This window comes from Cytophagales bacterium (assembly GCA_033344775.1).
Lineage (GTDB): Bacteria > Bacteroidota > Bacteroidia > Cytophagales > Cyclobacteriaceae > JAWPMT01.
The window spans coordinates 275,679-291,882 of sequence record JAWPMT010000005.1 but is presented as its reverse complement, the minus strand read 5'-3'; the positions used below and the strand labels follow the sequence as shown (position 1 = coordinate 291,882).

Annotated in this window: 17 protein-coding genes; 13 read left to right on the top strand and 4 right to left on the bottom strand. The window is 43.1% G+C overall.

Translation table 11 applies throughout. The features are described 5' to 3' along the window. Positions 1-8: 8 nt before the first annotated feature. The 7 genes from R8G66_19180 (at position 9) to nspC (ending at position 8,373) form a co-directional block, all read left to right on the top strand. Positions 9-683, top strand: a complete 675-nt coding sequence (locus R8G66_19180) for an RNA polymerase sigma factor (GenBank protein MDW3194509.1) — start codon at positions 9-11, stop codon at positions 681-683. Beyond that, on the top strand, positions 664-2,106 hold the full coding sequence (locus tag R8G66_19175; GenBank protein MDW3194508.1) for an outer membrane beta-barrel protein: 1,443 nt from the start codon (positions 664-666) through the stop codon (positions 2,104-2,106). The genes R8G66_19180 and R8G66_19175 overlap by 20 nt, the downstream gene beginning before the upstream one ends. Before the next feature lie 144 nt (positions 2,107-2,250). Beyond that, on the top strand, positions 2,251-2,625 hold the full coding sequence (locus R8G66_19170) for a VOC family protein (protein ID MDW3194507.1): 375 nt from the start codon (positions 2,251-2,253) through the stop codon (positions 2,623-2,625). 137 nt (positions 2,626-2,762) lie between these two features. After that, entirely contained in the window at positions 2,763-5,378 is a 2,616-nt protein-coding gene (locus R8G66_19165; GenBank protein MDW3194506.1) for a DUF5916 domain-containing protein, read from the top strand. 100 nt (positions 5,379-5,478) lie between these two features. After that, the gene (locus R8G66_19160) at positions 5,479-6,684 is read left to right on the top strand and encodes a saccharopine dehydrogenase family protein (GenBank protein MDW3194505.1); all 1,206 of its coding nucleotides are present in this window, start codon (positions 5,479-5,481) and stop codon (positions 6,682-6,684) included. 49 nt (positions 6,685-6,733) lie between these two features. Continuing rightward, positions 6,734-7,249 carry a DinB family protein gene (locus R8G66_19155; protein MDW3194504.1) on the top strand — a complete coding sequence of 172 codons (516 nt, stop codon included), beginning with the start codon at positions 6,734-6,736 and terminating at the stop codon, positions 7,247-7,249. Next, positions 7,249-8,373, top strand: coding sequence for a carboxynorspermidine decarboxylase (gene nspC, locus R8G66_19150; GenBank protein ID MDW3194503.1), 1,125 nt, complete (start codon positions 7,249-7,251; stop codon positions 8,371-8,373). Before R8G66_19155 ends, nspC begins: the two co-directional genes overlap by 1 nt. Here the strand turns inward: nspC and R8G66_19145 are convergent. Then, complete coding sequence (locus R8G66_19145; GenBank protein ID MDW3194502.1) at positions 8,370-8,993, bottom strand: hypothetical protein; 624 nt, start codon at positions 8,991-8,993, stop codon at positions 8,370-8,372. The two genes, nspC and R8G66_19145, sit on opposite strands and share 4 nt — an antisense overlap. Positions 8,994-9,166: 173 nt before the next feature. Between R8G66_19145 and R8G66_19140 the strand changes: the two genes are divergently transcribed. Next, complete coding sequence (locus R8G66_19140) at positions 9,167-9,514, top strand: hypothetical protein (protein MDW3194501.1); 348 nt, start codon at positions 9,167-9,169, stop codon at positions 9,512-9,514. A gap of 12 nt (positions 9,515-9,526) precedes the next feature. Further along, entirely contained in the window at positions 9,527-9,805 is a 279-nt protein-coding gene (locus R8G66_19135) for an acylphosphatase (protein MDW3194500.1), read from the top strand. A gap of 53 nt (positions 9,806-9,858) precedes the next feature. Here the strand turns inward: R8G66_19135 and R8G66_19130 are convergent, their stop codons facing one another. Then, positions 9,859-10,356, bottom strand: coding sequence for a hypothetical protein (locus tag R8G66_19130; GenBank protein ID MDW3194499.1), 498 nt, complete (start codon positions 10,354-10,356; stop codon positions 9,859-9,861). Between the two features lie 115 nt (positions 10,357-10,471). Next, entirely contained in the window at positions 10,472-11,779 is a 1,308-nt protein-coding gene (locus tag R8G66_19125) for a DUF4249 domain-containing protein (protein ID MDW3194498.1), read from the bottom strand. A gap of 251 nt (positions 11,780-12,030) precedes the next feature. Between R8G66_19125 and R8G66_19120 the strand changes: the two genes are divergently transcribed. Then, complete coding sequence (locus tag R8G66_19120) at positions 12,031-12,744, top strand: hypothetical protein (GenBank protein MDW3194497.1); 714 nt, start codon at positions 12,031-12,033, stop codon at positions 12,742-12,744. On the opposite strand, the gene R8G66_19115 is transcribed toward R8G66_19120, so the two are convergent. After that, positions 12,745-13,119, bottom strand: coding sequence for a helix-turn-helix domain-containing protein (locus tag R8G66_19115; GenBank protein MDW3194496.1), 375 nt, complete (start codon positions 13,117-13,119; stop codon positions 12,745-12,747). 105 nt (positions 13,120-13,224) lie between these two features. On the opposite strand from R8G66_19115, the gene R8G66_19110 reads away from it, so the two are divergent. The 3 genes from R8G66_19110 to R8G66_19100 all read left to right on the top strand — a co-directional run bounded on the left by R8G66_19110 (position 13,225) and on the right by R8G66_19100 (position 16,181). Next, the gene (locus R8G66_19110; GenBank protein ID MDW3194495.1) at positions 13,225-14,106 is read left to right on the top strand and encodes an NAD(P)-binding domain-containing protein; all 882 of its coding nucleotides are present in this window, start codon (positions 13,225-13,227) and stop codon (positions 14,104-14,106) included. 348 nt (positions 14,107-14,454) lie between these two features. Then, positions 14,455-14,865, top strand: a complete 411-nt coding sequence (locus R8G66_19105; GenBank protein ID MDW3194494.1) for a winged helix-turn-helix domain-containing protein — start codon at positions 14,455-14,457, stop codon at positions 14,863-14,865. A gap of 260 nt (positions 14,866-15,125) precedes the next feature. After that, positions 15,126-16,181, top strand: coding sequence for a hypothetical protein (locus R8G66_19100; protein ID MDW3194493.1), 1,056 nt, complete (start codon positions 15,126-15,128; stop codon positions 16,179-16,181). Positions 16,182-16,204: the final 23 nt, after the last annotated feature.

The window sequence follows — 16,204 nt, the reverse complement described above, 5'->3', positions numbered from 1 at the left end:
AAAGTAATGTGAATAAAATCACTGAAAATGAGTGTGTTACACTGGTTGAAGTCACGTTTTCTGTTTTATTATTTTTAGATTACAACCAAATTCCGATTAAAGTTGTCATTAATACACATCACCTGCAAGTGACACCTGGAGAAGAACAATTGATCAAAGGATGTATTTCTGGTAAACGAGAAATGCAGCAAGCCTTGTATGATAAGTACAGCGGGCAGATGTATGCCGTTGCGCTTCGGTATGCAAAAATGCAACAAGAAGCAGAAGATATTTTGCAAGAGGCATTTATCAAAGTATTCCAGAAGATCGACACGTTCCGGCAGGATTCTTCGCTTGTACACTGGATTAAGAAGGTAGTGATCAATACCGCGTTGAACTCTCAACGCAGCAAGCTCTACATGTATCCAATGGTCGATGTAGATGAATTGAAAAGCTGGACCCAGGAAGGTACTGCGATCTCAGATTTCAGTCATCAGGAGCTGTTAGCAATGGTTCAGGAATTGCCTGATGGGTGCCGAGTGATCTTCAATTTATTTGCCATTGAAGGTTATAAGCACCACGAGATAGCCAAAATGCTGGAGATCAGTGAGGGGACCTCCAAGTCACAGTATTCGCGGGCTAAAATGCTCTTGCAACAGAAAGTATTATCCAAAAATCCATCTTATGAGCAAGCAAGAGGATAAAAAAGGAAAATTCGAACAATCTTGGGAAGCGGCATTCTCGGGAGCAAAGGTGACACCTCCTTCCAGCATTTGGAATGAGATCGATCATAGTTTGACGCAAACACAGCTCATAGGATTGCAAAAGAAAACAGTCATCTATAAATGGACGGCTGCCGCTGCCGTGATCTTTGCTGTCTCATTAGCAGCACTTGCACTTTCTCTCAATTTTGAGGACGTGGTTACGTGGTTAGGTTTCGATGCAAGCGATCAGAATACCCTAACCCTGTCAGAAGATAAAAATGAATCTACAGGCAACTACGCTGGATTTTCTATACTGAGGCTAAATACAGATACCAATGATGAGGGAAAGGATGTTACGCCTAAGTCGCAGACTCAACCTTTGAGTGTGGCCTTATCCAAAATTGATACTCCTGGCGGTAAGACCATCGCTACAAGACCAACCTATTCAACAATAGCTGGTTTAAGTGCGACAGATCAGCCATTTGGATCAATGCTAGATGATATTGCGGTGAGTAGCATAAGCCTTTACAGGCCAATGAGCAAGCGGCCATCCAACGCTATTTTATTTGGTAAGCCGGTAAATCAACTCCTGGCAGTTAATGTGCCAGACCCTGCTGCTTTTGGTGTGAATGGCGTCATGGTCAATGAAGTGAAACGAAAGGTTTTGAATGGCAAGAGCAAGACCCGTTTTTGGAGTGGTGTTGATTTTGCCTCGGGATATTTCAATCCGAATTACGCGCCTGGTAATCAGATCACGTCTCAAGAGCAAGCGATTCAGGACGCAGCAAACCGTGAAGCCATTCCCGAACTTTCACAAAACATCAGTGGAGGGGCTTCTTATTCCGTTGGAGTTAATTTTGGGATGGAGCTCAAGAATAGATGGTCGGTTGAAGTCGGCGTACTCTATTCACTGCTGGGTGCAAGAACATTCACTAACCTGATCCTGGAGAGTGAAGGGTTTAATAAGGCTGTGGCTTATTCAAGTGAGATCGCTGGACTGGAATCTGTGGCTAATCTGGTGGAAAGCGAGTTGACCAAACTTAGCGTGGATGACATTCAGATCAACAACACCTTCCAATTCGTGTCCATCCCGGTGCAAGCGGGTTATAAGTTGATCGACAAAAGATTCAATGTGACTTTGAATGGAGGATTGGCTGCCAATTTGTATTTAGGGAACAGCCTCAGAGGCCGTCAAAACTTCAGCTCCTTTGAACTGGAACCAGGGCGCCGTTCTCCATACCGAAGTTTGACTATTGCTGCTGTCACCGGTTTTGAGGTCGGGTACTGGATCCATCGCCGGGTCAATCTGAGTTTTGAGCCGACGTATCAAAAGAACTTACAATCCCTGACCAAGAATGACGCGGCATTTGTGGCCAATCCTTCTGGAATTGGTGTGCAGGTCGGTTTCAAATACGATTTCTAAGAAGAAACCTTCCATACACACTTGGAAAAAGTGTAGTGCGACCTGGACACTTTGATTTGAGTAATAGCGAATTTGACTCCCCAGCTTTTCTCTTGAATACTATAAACTAACCCTCTAAAACCCCGTATCCACAAAGAAAAAACCATGACAGTCAACCGGTTATTGATCAACCTGATTACCGAACAACTTACAGCGTCTGCTGCATTTTATACCCGCTATTTTGACTTTGAAATTGATTTCGATAGTGATTGGTTCGTTCACTTGATCTCTAAAGAAAAGTCATTGGAAATTGGCTTGATCCATCCCAATAGTGAGATTGTTCCTAAGGAAGTAGCGATGAAGCCTGGAGGTTACTACCTCACACTGGTTATCGAAGATGTTGATTCGCTATACGAGCAAGTGCAGGCAGATGGTGTGGAGGTCTTGCAGGAACCGCACGATACTTTCTATGGTCAGCGTCGATTGCTCATTGAAGACCTGAATGGCGTCGTAATAGACGTGTCTTCGCCGATGCGATGAGTTCACTGCCGTTCATGGCCGGATCGGGCATTTTTACAACATTTTGTAACCAATTGCCGTTGGTAGAGTACATACTAAAGCAACTTCAAAGCATTTTTTAAGTCTTTGAGGAAAGGTCAAACACACTTCTACCAACCATGAAACGTATTTTAACCCTGCTTTTGTGCCTGGTCAGCATGTGGGTGTTTTCACAAGAACAGCCCACTCCCCGACAATACGAGACAGCCCTCCGGAACAGTGAAATTGTAATCGACGGCAAACTGGATGATGCTGCCTGGAATCAGGTAGAATGGTCAGGTGACTTCATTCAGCGCTTCCCGGATTATGGGGTGCCACCATCAGAACAAACACAATTCAAGATTTTATATGATGCTAAATTCCTCTATGTAGGCGTTCGGGCATTTGATTCAGACCCTTCAGCCATTGAAAAGAGGCTGTCGAGAAGAGATGGGTTCGAAGGGGATTGGATCGAGATCAATATTGATAGTTACAATGATAAACGTACGGCCTTTTCCTTCACGGCCTCTGTGTCTGGAGTGATTGGTGATGAGTATATTTCCAATAATGGCGATGATTGGGACGATACCTGGGACCCTATCTGGTACCTGAAGACGTCCATCGATGATCAGGGCTGGATCGCTGAATTCAAAATCCCTCTTTCTCAACTTCGTTTCGCGGATGTACCTGAACATAGCTGGGGCATTCAACTCACACGGAGATTTTTTAGAAAAGAAGAACGCTCGGTATGGCAGCCCATCGCTCAGGACGCACCAGGATGGGTGCATTTATTTGGTCAATTGCAAGGCATCAAAGGCATCAAACCACAAAAGCAGCTAGAGATTCTGCCCTATGTTGTAGCAAAAACTGAATTAACTGAGGAGGAAGAAGGTAATCCCTTTGCCACCGGGCAAAACAATACGTTTGATGCAGGTGTAGATGCCAAGATCGGCCTCACCAGTGATATTACCCTCGACTTGACCATCAATCCTGATTTTGGACAGGTGGAAGCAGATCCCTCACAAGTCAACTTGTCTGCCTTCAGGTTGTTCTTCCAGGAAAGACGACCCTTCTTTTTGGAGGGAAACAATATCCTGACCTTTCCTACTGGAGACGGCAACAATTTGTTTTACTCAAGGAGGATTGGAAAAAGGCCGAGCTATTTCCCAGATGGAGATAACATCGCTTACGTGGACCAACCCAATTTTACGCGGATATGGGGCGCTGCTAAGCTTACTGGCAAGAATAAGAAAGGCTTTTCCTGGGGTTTGCTGGAAGCGGTTACGAACCGTGAAAAAGCAGAAGTCCAAAATTTGGATGGTAGCCGGGAAAAAATAGCCGTAGAGCCTACGACCAATTATTTGGTGGGAAGGTTTCAACAAGATATCGATGAGGGGAACACTGTCGTAGGTGCAATCCTTACTTCCACCAATCGGATCTTTAATGAAGAAGACAGCCACTTGCATTTTTTGCATGACAATGCGTATTCAGGAGGAATTGATGTAACGCACAATTTTTTGGATCGAAAGTATTACGTCAGCATGCGATCTTCCTTTAGTCATGTCAATGGGACACCCGAGTCAATCTTATTGACGCAAACGGCTTCTGAAAGATTCTTCCAACGACCGGATAACCGACACCATGATGTGGATTCTACCCTTACTAGTTTGAATGGCTCTTCAGGCGCGATCAATATTGGTAAGGCACAGGGAAAAGTGCGGTACAATCTATCATTTGCTTATACTTCACCGGAATTCGAGACCAATGACCTGGGTTTTTTACGACAATCAGACGTCATGTCACAGGATTTTTGGATCCAATACCGTACCCTGAAGACGTTTGGTATTTTCCGATCTATCCGAGTGAACATGAACCAGTCTGCCGGGTGGGATTTTGATGGGATCAATACCTCTCAGAGCATAAACATGAATGCTCATGCAGAATTTAAGAACAACTGGTCTTTTGGAAATGGCTCTACTTACCGAATGAATTCCGTTTCCAATGCAGATCTCCGGGGTGGACCTTCCATTACTTATCCTGGTGGATCTAATTATTGGTATTATCTCGGAACCAACAGTCAAAAGAAACTGACGTTTCGAATCAATCAGTGGTTTTTCAGAGGTTTTGAAAATTATGCCTGGGAAAGTGGCCTGTGGAGCCGATTGTTTTGGCAGCCCATCAACGCCCTTAGCCTGAATTTACAACCATCGATCAATTGGAACAGGAACGATTTGCAGTATATCCAAACATCAAGTTTTGGATCGGAAGACCGGTTCTTGCTAGGTCGGATCAATCAAATAACTTATCGGGTTTCGTTTCGCAGTACATTCAACCTTACACCAAATTTCTCGGTGGAATTGTGGGCGCAGCCCTTCATGACCCGGGGTGAATACAGTGACTTTAAATTGGCTGTTTCACCTCATGCAGAGGCCTACGATGATCGATTTCAACTGCTAGATCCCGATCAAATAGCCTGGAATGGCGCGGATGAAACGTACACCATTGACGAAAATCGAGATGGGATCACCGATTATACCATGGGAGATCCAGACTTCAATGTGGTACAGTTTAGGTCAAACTTTGTAATCCGTTGGGAATACATTCAAGGGTCGACATTATTCCTGGTATGGTCTTCCAATGGCTCGGATTTCAATCAAATGAATGACAATGGCTTCCGTAGCCTGAGCAATCAACTGACCAATATCAACGCAGATCACACATTCCTAATTAAGTATACCTACCGATTTATCCTTTGATATACAGAAAGGTACAATAACATAATATTCTCAATCTTTTTCCCCGACCATTTTTTCTTGAGAAACTAAGGTTAACTTTGCCTTTTAATACTCAAGGTGTATGTCAAAGGTCATGATCATCGGCGCTGGAGGCGTCGGAAGGGTTGTTGCTTATAAGTGCGCTCAGGTACCGGAAGTTTTTTCGGAAATTGTGCTAGCCAGCCGGACCAAGTCCAAATGTGATGCGATCGCATCAGATGTTCAGCAAAAGTTTAATGTATCCATTGAAACCGATCGGGTAGATGCCGATCAGGTCCCAGAATTGATGGCGCTTTTCAATAAGCATCAACCTAAGATGGTGATCAATGTGGCCCTGCCTTATCAGGACCTGACTATCATGGATGCTTGTCTGGAATGTGGTGTTCATTATCTGGATACGGCTAATTATGAGCCACCAGAGGAAGCCAAGTTTGAATACAAATGGCAATGGGCCTATAAGGACCGTTTCAAGGAAGCTGGATTACTGGCTGTTTTGGGATGTGGATTCGATCCTGGTGTGACCAGTGTATTTACAGCCAGAGCAGCAAAACACCACTTTGATGAAATGCACTATCTGGACATTGTCGATTGCAATGGTGGTGATCACGGTAAGGCATTTGCAACGAATTTCAATCCGGAAATCAATATTCGGGAAGTGACCCAGAAGGGTAAGTTTTGGGAGAATGGGGACTGGCACTTAACCGAGCCACACGCCATCCGAAAAGAGCTGAGCTATCCAAATATTGGTGAAAGAAGTTCTTACCTGATCTATCATGAGGAATTGGAGTCATTAGTTAAGAACTTCCCCTCATTAAAAAGAGCCCGATTTTGGATGACCTTCGGAGAAGAATACCTCACACACCTGAGAGTGATCCAGAACATTGGCATGGCTGCCATTGAGCCAGTTATGTATGAAGGAAAAGAGATCATTCCATTACAATTTCTGAAAGCCGTACTTCCGGATCCTGGAGATCTTGGTGAAAACTATGAGGGTGAAACCAGTATTGGTTGTCGTATCCGTGGCATTCAGGATGAAAAAGAAAAAACATATTACATCTATAATAATTGTCAGCATCAGGCGGCTTATCAGGAAACCGGAGCACAAGGTGTATCGTATACAACTGGAGTGCCTGCTATGGTAGGAGCAATGATGATGATGACTGGGAAATGGGCGGGAGCTGGAGTATTTAATGTAGAAGAATTTGATCCTGATCCATTTCTAGAGCAGCTTGCAGCCTATGGGCTTCCGTGGCATGAACAGGAAAACATAGACCTGGAGCTGGATTAATGGCAGCCAACAAATACCAATAAAGAACCTAAACGAAGACTGATCAACCATGCCAAGACCTGATATCGAAAAAATACCCTTATTCTATAAGGGGTATGTGGAAGGTATTCCTGAGAAAAAGGAGCTTCTTCCTTTGATGATTGATTCCAGAGATGAATTTGTTGAATTGATCGATGAAATCCCTGAAGAAAAAGGTGCATATGCCTATGCTGAGGGTAAATGGACCATTAAGGAATTAATTGGGCATATCTGTGATGCAGAACGTATTTTCTCCTACCGTGCTTTGCGGTTTGGAAGAGGAGATATGACAGATTTGCCAGGATTTGAACAAGATGATTATGTGGTAAGTAGCCGGGCGAATGAACGCCCAATGGCAGATCACCGAACAGAATTTATCAATGTTCGAAATGCTACAATCGATTTGTTCAATGGCTTCAGCGAAAAAGAATTCCTGAGCTTTGGATCGGCCAATGGATTGCGTGTGGATGTAAACTCAATTGGTTATATCACCATCGGTCACCTGTATCATCACATGGAGATCCTGAAATCGAGATACCTGAAGTAGTGAGCTTGCCCGAGATCCCTTCTCCTTGTTTTGTGTTGCAGGAAGATCGCCTGAAAAGGAATCTTCAGCTAATGAAAGAGGTACAGGAGAGATCGGGAGCTAAGATCATCCTGGCTTTCAAAGGTTTTGCGATGTGGAGTGCCTTTCCATTGATCAGAGAATACCTGGGAGGAGCCACCGCAAGTTCATTGCATGAGGCTCGGTTATGTGTTGAAGAGATGGGAGTGGCATCGCATACCTATATGGTGGCTTATCCACCAAGAGAGTTTCAACAGATTGCTGGATTGTCTTCGCATATGACTTTTAATTCATGGAGTCAATGGATGCAGTTTTCTGATCAGGTTCCTGACGAAGTGAGCTGTGCCATACGGGTCAATCCGGGATGGTCAGATGTAGATACGGACCTGTACAATCCTGCGGGACTGAATTCTCGGCTCGGGGTGTCTTCTCAAGACATGCCTGATGAATTGCCAGCTAAAATCGAGGGACTCCATTTTCATGTGCTTTGCGAGTCCAATTCTTACGCACTTGAAAAAGTCTTGAAGCAGTTGGAATCCGGATTTGAGAAATTCCTTCATCAAATCAAGTGGCTCAACATGGGAGGAGGACATTTGATGACTTCTGAAGGATACGATGTGGATCATTTGGTTACATTGTTGAAAGCTTTTAGGGAAAAATATAACCTGGACATTATTCTGGAGCCTGGTAGTGCCGTGGCCTGGCAAACTGGAGACCTGCACGCTACTGTACTGGATGTGGTTGAAAGGGGAGGAGTGAAAACGGCGATCGCCGATATTTCTTTCACCTGTCATATGCCCGATTGCCTGGAGATGCCGTATCGACCTGTGATTACTGATGCTCATCAGGATACTGGTCAAGGGAAATATGCCTATCGAATTGGTGGTGTAAGCTGCCTGGCTGGAGACTTTTTGGAGGCCTATGGTTTTGATCAGGAACTAAAGCCTGGTGATCCCTTGATTTTTGAAGATATGATGCACTATACCATGGTCAAGACCACCGTTTTCAATGGGGTTCAACATCCGGCGATTGGTGTGGTTCGAAATGGTGAATTTGAGTTGGTCCGGGAGTTTGGATATCAGGATTATAAATCCCGACTTTCTTAATTCTCTTTGAGCTTGGGGTCGAGTAACCCTCGCATGAATAAATTGTATTCTTCGCAAGTTAGATAGGGCTCTCCTGCAGAATAGGGACACGTTTTATAGATCCGATCAAAATAACTCTGCTTGATGATGACCCCATTTCCATGGCAGACTGGACAAATCATGTTTTCGAGCCCGTCACAGTCATAATCTTCACCGACCAGCTCATTGGACATTTCTTCATTTCTCTCACGCTGAATCTCAATGTATTTACTTTCGGCCAATTGTAGGTACTTCACTGCTGGTTCATAATACCGTCCTTTTGTACCCTTAATCTGAATGTATTTATTCAGCCAGTTGATACTCTGTTTGTATTTCATGAGGTGATAGCTGTTCTGGCCGAATAGGAAGGCAATCTCGCTTGGTAATACCTCCATGTTTTCGATCACGAAAAGAAAATTCTCATCCGCTTCTTCGTGTTTACCTTGCTTCATAAGGTCTTCACCGTCATCCATTCGTTTTAAATAGTCCGCTTCGGTGATCAACTGTGCGCTCACTGGTTGAAAAAGCAATAACATCCAGCAAGTAAGAATTGGAATAAGGAACGTATTAGGTAGGTTGATCACTTTTGGGTACTTGCTCACATTTATCATAAATACTCTTCTGCTTTTCCTGATATCCTATTGCAATTTCATCATGCAAGGATGTTGCCAGAAACTACTTTTGATGAACGGACGATCGTCATGTAGCATGCAATTTAGCTTTTCCATGTACGGAATCCCCGTCAAAAACGTTAAAGACTTATAAATTTGTGTATATGCGTTCGAAACAAGTGTTTTTGGCAGCGGTGTTTTGCCTGGCTACTATGGCTTTGTATGGTCAGAGTTCAAAAGATGTAGCTCCGCCTAATCCTCCGGCTCCTAGGTATCAGGTCAAAAAAGACAAGAAGCTTACGGTGGCTAAGGTTTTCAAAAAGAAGCCCAAATCAGACCGTGAAATATTCGAGGAACGGATGGAAGAGGTTGCTAAGAAAAAGAAGAAAGAAGCCAAATTGGCGAAAAAACCTCAATATTCTGATCCCTTGTATTTCGGCCACAAGAGACCCCCTAAGAAAAGACCACTGCACAAGCGTAAGCTCTGTAAAACTTGCAATATCGTACATTGATAAAATTACTAAATGCCCCTGGTTGCTTTTCAGTTTCGATGCGTAGGTAAGGTTCAGGGTGTTTTTTACCGGGCATCTACCAAACAGCAAGCTGATCTTTTGGGCATAAAAGGCTGGGTCCGGAATGAAACCAATGGTGATGTTAGCGTGCATGCGGAAGGGGAAGAACAGACGGTCATGAAATTGTACCAATGGTGCTTACAAGGACCACCATTAGCCAGGGTACAAGAAGTAATTAAATCTGCCACTACCCTGGAAAATTTTGATCGCTTTGAAGTGAGATACTTCTAGTATCAGATAAAATTCTGTATGACTTTTAAATTGGTAAACAGCTGAAATTAAGGCTAGGCAGCCTTTACAAGCGATTTCTTACGGCCATCCCATTTTAATTTCAATTCCTTGAGAATGGCGCGACTGAAATTTTTATGCAATAGGAGCATAGAAGAATCGTCCTTCAATACGCATGCCCGAATGATTGGCCGATTAATGTTGTCAATACGCGTCAGACCGTAGATCCAGTGATCCAATTGGGTTTCCCATTCATCCTGATATTTCTGCTGATGCGATCGTCCGTCCCAAAGGAATTCCAATTGATTGGAAGAATAAAGGAAACGATAGCTTGCTGCGAGGAAATCATAAGATTCCTCAAGGAAGGCTGTCTTGTAGTTGGTCACACCCATGATGCTACGAACAAAATCGTCAACTAGTCCCATGGGGTTGTGGAGTTCCATGTAAGCTTTTATACTTTGCAAGACCCACTTCTCCAATAAGACATCCCGGTTGGCTTGCTGGGCTTTCTTTAAGAGATAGTTTTTGTCTTGACTAAAAAAGTAATCTTCCACGCTGCAAAATTAAAAAATGTATGGCCTGAAACGCTATTCCAATGACCTTTTCTTTTATCAGATTTACGCAAATCTGTGAATCATGTTGCCTAAATGTCTGGCAGTATCCACGTGATCATTCTTCCCATATAGAGGGAGGTTCCAATAAGCCGTAAAGCGTACAATCAGAGCATGATTCATGAGACACAAAAGCCGTCGTAGCATTAACGTCCACAATGCGATAAGTGTAACCACAAGCTTCCTGTGAGGTTACGCCAAGGCTGTTAAGTTCGGCATCCAGATCGGAGTAGTCGAGAACGGTTTCTTCTACAATCGTGGTGTCTCCTGTCCGAGGATTGATCACGATTTCTTCCAGAACTTCAACTATCGATATCATTCGTTGATCTTTAAAAACACAACCAAAGCCAAGGTCCTGACCCTCTTCCAATGGCAGGCAGATGAACTGTTCCGTTTTAATGCCTTCCAATAAAAATTGCTGGTAGTTGAAAGATTTCTTTACAGTCGATACGCCGGCTACTTCAAAATAGCCTAATACCAGATTATTGGGATTTGCGACATCAATAATGTTGCCCCGAATACTGCCCAATTGTCGATCGGACAGGCTGCCTGCACCTTCATTACTTTCTTTTAAATATCTAAAGAAGTTATAGGCGTCATTTGAGATGGTGAATTGAGTTACTTCAATGATGTACTGATAGGCCAGGTCATCGGAAGACTCATTGATGAACCGGATAGGGTATTCCAGTACTTTGTTCTCACTCAAACTTCTTGTTGTCGCGACCATTGTTTCTGTGGATGCACTCTTACGATAACAGGTACCAAGCGGACGCTCGCGTTCAAAGATCCGGAAGGTTTCACCAGTGCCCGACCAATCATATTGAGAAGGAAAGGGAACTGGGACTTGATAGCTATCTCGGTAAGTGTATCGAAAATTTTGGGATTCTGGATCCTCTGAATGAGCATCCAGAAAAACTTGTACCCCGGTCATGTCTGTGTCATCAGTATCCGTAGGAAGTGTGATATAGCGGCCGTATATGCTGTCGATCACTGCCGGGACAGGCATGGTCTCTTCCGAAGACCGATACATGGTTCCGTCGGCGAGAATCACTTCCAATGAATACGATGCTCCAGGGATGCCAAAAAAGGTGGAGTCCGTGATATAGAAACCCGGTGTGGCTTCTCTCAATGAAGTTCTTGCACCCGTCTCGTCAATAAATGCCACGGATGCGTTGGAAGCCGGATCATTTTTGGAAGAATCGATTTCAAAGGTGTAGCTCAATCGGACAAAATGAGCAGTGGTTTCGGTAGTCAGGGAGGCATCGATAACCAAAGTCCTTTCAAAATCTATAGATTCAAATTCGTAAGGAGAAATGCAACTTAGGAGACTGAGAAAAAATAGGTGGTAGAATGTCTTGCCCGTCATCTTGGTGATTGATTCTAATAGTTCGATACTACTTCATATTTGAAATGTATACTTTTCGGTACTATGCCACGAAATCAGAAAAGTAACATAGTGTTAAGAGAAAGTTTTATACATGCTATTGTGATTTGGTGATAAACACTGAAGGAACAAGGTTATAGTATTCGAACAGACCGGATGCTATTCACCCTTAAGGAAAGTGTGGTTGATGAATTTTGAGCATGAATCAGTAACTTAGAACAAAAGGTCAAACCATGAAAAAGCCACGTTATCGATTTAGTACGGCATTGCTGATTTTGTTCATGTCTCTGATTGGCATGAATACAAAATTACTGGCGCAAGCTGCTCCGGAATTTGGGTATGCTAAGAATGCCATTAGCATCAATGATCGTGGGGATATAATCGAAGGAGAATCGGCGATTCATGAACGGAATTTGGAAACAGAATTAGCAGATCGTGCTTACAAGCCCGAATTTGGCGTAGTTGCAAATCGAGACAGCAGCTATTATTATGAGATAGGAAGTTTTTATAGTGGGGGAGTGGTCTTTGGTTATGTGCAGGTCCTGGCCGTATCCGATCAGGAGAAGCAATTGGAATTAGAATTCTTTTCTCGGCAATTGGATTTTACTCCGGCTTTAGTTGAGATCGATAGAAGGAGGGAGGAATGGATCCAATTGTGTAATGCACACAATGCTGCTGCATTGATTAATGAACTGTACTCCGAAAACACCATGTACTATAATCATAAACCTTTGGTTGTGGGTCGTCCTGGGTTAATTCAGGACTATCAATACATGAACCGTGAAAGCTATTCCTTAATGTTGACCCCATTGAAAACGGAACAAGTCAATGAAAATATCGTGCTGGAGGTTGGGCAATGTAGTGGTAGCTATGGCGGGAAATACATCATCGTCTGGAAGAAAAGTGATGAAGGAAAATGGGAGGTATTCCTTGATTCGAATATTTAGCTATTTCTCGCTTGGTACTAATCTGCCTTCGCGCTCTGCTTTATTACGTCCCCATCCGGCCATAGCTTCAATCATTGGAATGAGTGTCTGACCTTCTGTGGATAATTCATATTCTACCCGGATCGGCACTTCCGAATAAACCGTCCGAGTGACGATTCCATCTTCTTCAAGTGACTTCAATTGTAAAGACAACATTTTGTCGGTGATGTCCGGAATCAATGCTTTTAGTTTAGAAAACCTGCGCTTTTCGTGACGTAAATACCATAAAACAACGGCTTTCCATTTTCCGCCGATGTACCTCATGGTTACATCAAGTGCACAATGAAAGTCTTCATTTCGCAAGCGGTATTGATACTTTTTTCCATCGATGATCATGACTGATGATATTGAAAGTGAAAGCAACTATCATTATTGACAGTGTATTGCCCTGACTAAAATAGTACTATACTTTTGATATTTAATAACATAAAGATATATAAAATGAACATTGGAGTTTTTGGAACAGGTGTGGTTGGAAGAACCATTGCCAAAAAGTTGACGGTGTTAGGTCATGAAGTACTGTTGGGGACAAGAGATGTGGAGAATACCTTGAGTAAATCGGACCCTGATGGGTACGGTAATCCGCCTTTTCAAACCTGGTACTCTGCCAATGAGCAAGTCAGACTACTTACTTTCTCCGAAGTAGCGAGATCCTCAGAGCTTATTTTTAATTGTACGAATGGGCAGTCGTCTTTGGAAGTATTGAAAGCTGCTGGAGATTTGAGTGATAAGATATTGATAGATTTGGCCAACCCACTGGATTTCAGCGAAGGGATTCCTCCGAGTCTGAACCCTGTCAATACAGATTCTCTAGGTGAGCAAATTCAACGTGCATTTCCTCAATTAAAGGTTGTAAAGACCCTAAACACAATGAATGCAGAGATCATGGTTAACCCAGCGAAAATAGAGGGCAATCATGATGTATTTGTATCCGGGAATGATGAACCATCGAAGTTAAAGGTGAAAGAAGTGTTGAGATCTTTTGGTTGGCAAGACGATCGGATCATCGACCTGGGAGATATCTCTACGGCTCGTGGTACAGAGATGATGTTACCGGTCTGGTTGCGTTTGTGGAATGCCTTAGGGACAGCAGATTTCAATTTTCATATTCAAAAGAACGATTATGTTGCTGACTTTCTGATCGACTTTACCCAATTGATCATGGATTTCATGCACCATAGGCTGATGAAAAGTGTCAGAACTCCTGAAATTTCAAATAACCAGTCATTGGGTAGCAGATACTTAGGTGGGGGATACATCAGGTGTAGGGTATCCTCTGACAAGCCTCCGAAGTACAGCATGTTTTTAAGCACATGGTTGTAGGCGCCCTCGAAGAACCCGATGGCACCAACGAAGAAAAATCCTGCTACGACGATATATGCCCATACCAGGAATCGTTTGCTCCAATTGATGTAAACCACCATGATGAGATAAGAGACCAGAAGCCACGTAAATCCTTGATAGGCGATATGTGTTCTCCAGGGAGTATCGTAGAGCCAGGCACCATAAACGTGATGGATAGAGGTGATCAGATAAACTGCCAATGTGGACAGGCAGACCATTTGTTCATGCTTATTCAATTTGAGATGTAACATTTCCTTGACCTTTCTTGTCAAATGTAGGGTTGAGGAGATGTTGTAAATTGCTTTTGTACCTTGAGAAAAGATTGATATGAAAAATGTGACCCTGAATGAGACTTATCGCATTGATTTTTCAAGGCATCAGATCAAAAACTTAAAAGACGGTACCGTCCGTAACTTGGAGCCACGTCTGATACAACTCCTGCATATGATGATAGAAAGGGAAGGTCAGGTGGTCTTAAGAAAGGATTTTATAGAGACGGTCTGGGGGAATTATGCATCCGGTGATGAGTTATTGACCCATTCTATCTGTTTGATTCGCAATGCCCTGGACAAGTCAATGATTCTTACCGTTCCAAAAAGAGGTTATGTACTCGTTGCGGAGGTGTCTCGTCAACATCCGTATTTGGGTAAAGTCCGAAGCCAATTCACATATAAAAGAGTAGCGGCTTTTTTATTGGTTTTAATGGTGCTTAAGATGATCTTATTTCCTCATCATTAATTCCTATCGAGAAGGAATGATCAATGTGTTCCATGCTAACCCACGTAAAAGTCAGCCAAGAAACATAATGATACAGGCCATTGTCTAATATCCGACTAAGTCCAGGGCTTTAAAGTAATTGTCTCATCCAAACTTCTTCCCGTTCAGGAGGTGATTTTACTGGTAGAATTTACCCTGTAAAATGCTGATTTTTTTGCGGTCCGCTGCCGGACAGTTCACCGGTCTCAGAGGTTCTAGTTTTGCCTCAAATATTTTTTTAGATGGCAATTAAATTCATTGATGCAATCAAACCTTCAGAAGCCACAGGAGAGGTCAAGGAGGTCTATGATCAACTAAAATCCGAAATGGGAGAGGTTGTAGAACCTATATCCATGCATGCACTGATCCCGGATTTATTGACAGGAATATGGGGTATCCTGCGAGAAACGGTGCTGGTGGAGGATCAAGTGGAACGAATGATCAAAGAGGCGGTAGGAGCGGCGGTATCATCGTCGAATGAATGTCCTTATTGTGTAGATGCCCATACCATCATGATCCTTGGGTTAAAGGATAAATTAGTTGCTGATGCAATTGTGAAAAAAGATCTTGATATGATTCAGGATGATAAGGTTCGAGAAATTGTCAACTGGTCATTCAATACAAGGAACTTCAAATCTATGACGGTAAACAATCCTCCGTTTCCGTCAACTCAAGCTCCCGAAATAATAGGAACAGCGGTATTTTTTCATTACCTCAACCGAATGGTGACCATTTTCCTTGGCAGTACAATACTACCCCTTAATATCAATTTTCTAAAGGGGATCATGAAGGCCATGGCCGCGAAAATGTTTTCAGGGGTACTTGCCCAAAAGAAAGAGGCAGGAAAGGTACAGGGCGTCTCTGGTGAAATAAAGGCCCTTTACTGGGCCCAGTCCAATGCCAGATTAGAGCATGTTTTCAGCTATTTTTTCAGAGTAGTAAGTCATCTTGGGAAAAAGTACATTCCTGAGGAGGTACGTGAGTTCATGAAGGATCAGATCATCAATTGGGATGGAGGCGATTTACTTAATACCAGAGACCTGGATACCATCGTATCTGTAATCTCAGCGGGAAATCAGCCGCTGGCAAGGATGTTATATCTGACGGCATTTTCTCCTCATCGTATCCAGGATTATCATTTTGAGGAATTCAAGCTGTTTTATCGTGGAAAAGATGATCATATACTGGCAGCACTTTCCTGGGCCAGTTGGATATCTGCTGTAAAAATCGGTGATAGACTTGGTGTGAAATTCAAATATGAGCAAGCCAAGCAAAAGAATTTGAGCAAGGCTGTGTAAATAACAAGTAGTATAATTTAAGC

What these genes read in the sequence shown, in the direction of transcription:
- R8G66_19175 (MDW3194508.1), top strand. Translation starts at nt 664, where the DNA reads ATGAGCAAGCAAGAGGATAAAAAAGGAAAATTCGAACAATCTTGGGAA.
- R8G66_19170 (MDW3194507.1), top strand. Translation starts at nt 2,251, where the DNA reads ATGACAGTCAACCGGTTATTGATCAACCTGATTACCGAACAACTTACA.
- R8G66_19165 (MDW3194506.1), top strand. Translation starts at nt 2,763, where the DNA reads ATGAAACGTATTTTAACCCTGCTTTTGTGCCTGGTCAGCATGTGGGTG.
- R8G66_19160 (MDW3194505.1), top strand. Translation starts at nt 5,479, where the DNA reads ATGTCAAAGGTCATGATCATCGGCGCTGGAGGCGTCGGAAGGGTTGTT.
- R8G66_19155 (MDW3194504.1), top strand. Translation starts at nt 6,734, where the DNA reads ATGCCAAGACCTGATATCGAAAAAATACCCTTATTCTATAAGGGGTAT.
- R8G66_19140 (MDW3194501.1), top strand. Translation starts at nt 9,167, where the DNA reads ATGCGTTCGAAACAAGTGTTTTTGGCAGCGGTGTTTTGCCTGGCTACT.
- R8G66_19135 (MDW3194500.1), top strand. Translation starts at nt 9,527, where the DNA reads ATGCCCCTGGTTGCTTTTCAGTTTCGATGCGTAGGTAAGGTTCAGGGT.
- R8G66_19125 (MDW3194498.1), bottom strand. Translation starts at nt 11,779, where the DNA reads ATGACGGGCAAGACATTCTACCACCTATTTTTTCTCAGTCTCCTAAGT.
- R8G66_19120 (MDW3194497.1), top strand. Translation starts at nt 12,031, where the DNA reads ATGAAAAAGCCACGTTATCGATTTAGTACGGCATTGCTGATTTTGTTC.
- R8G66_19115 (MDW3194496.1), bottom strand. Translation starts at nt 13,119, where the DNA reads ATGATCATCGATGGAAAAAAGTATCAATACCGCTTGCGAAATGAAGAC.
- R8G66_19110 (MDW3194495.1), top strand. Translation starts at nt 13,225, where the DNA reads ATGAACATTGGAGTTTTTGGAACAGGTGTGGTTGGAAGAACCATTGCC.
- R8G66_19105 (MDW3194494.1), top strand. Translation starts at nt 14,455, where the DNA reads ATGAAAAATGTGACCCTGAATGAGACTTATCGCATTGATTTTTCAAGG.
- R8G66_19100 (MDW3194493.1), top strand. Translation starts at nt 15,126, where the DNA reads ATGGCAATTAAATTCATTGATGCAATCAAACCTTCAGAAGCCACAGGA.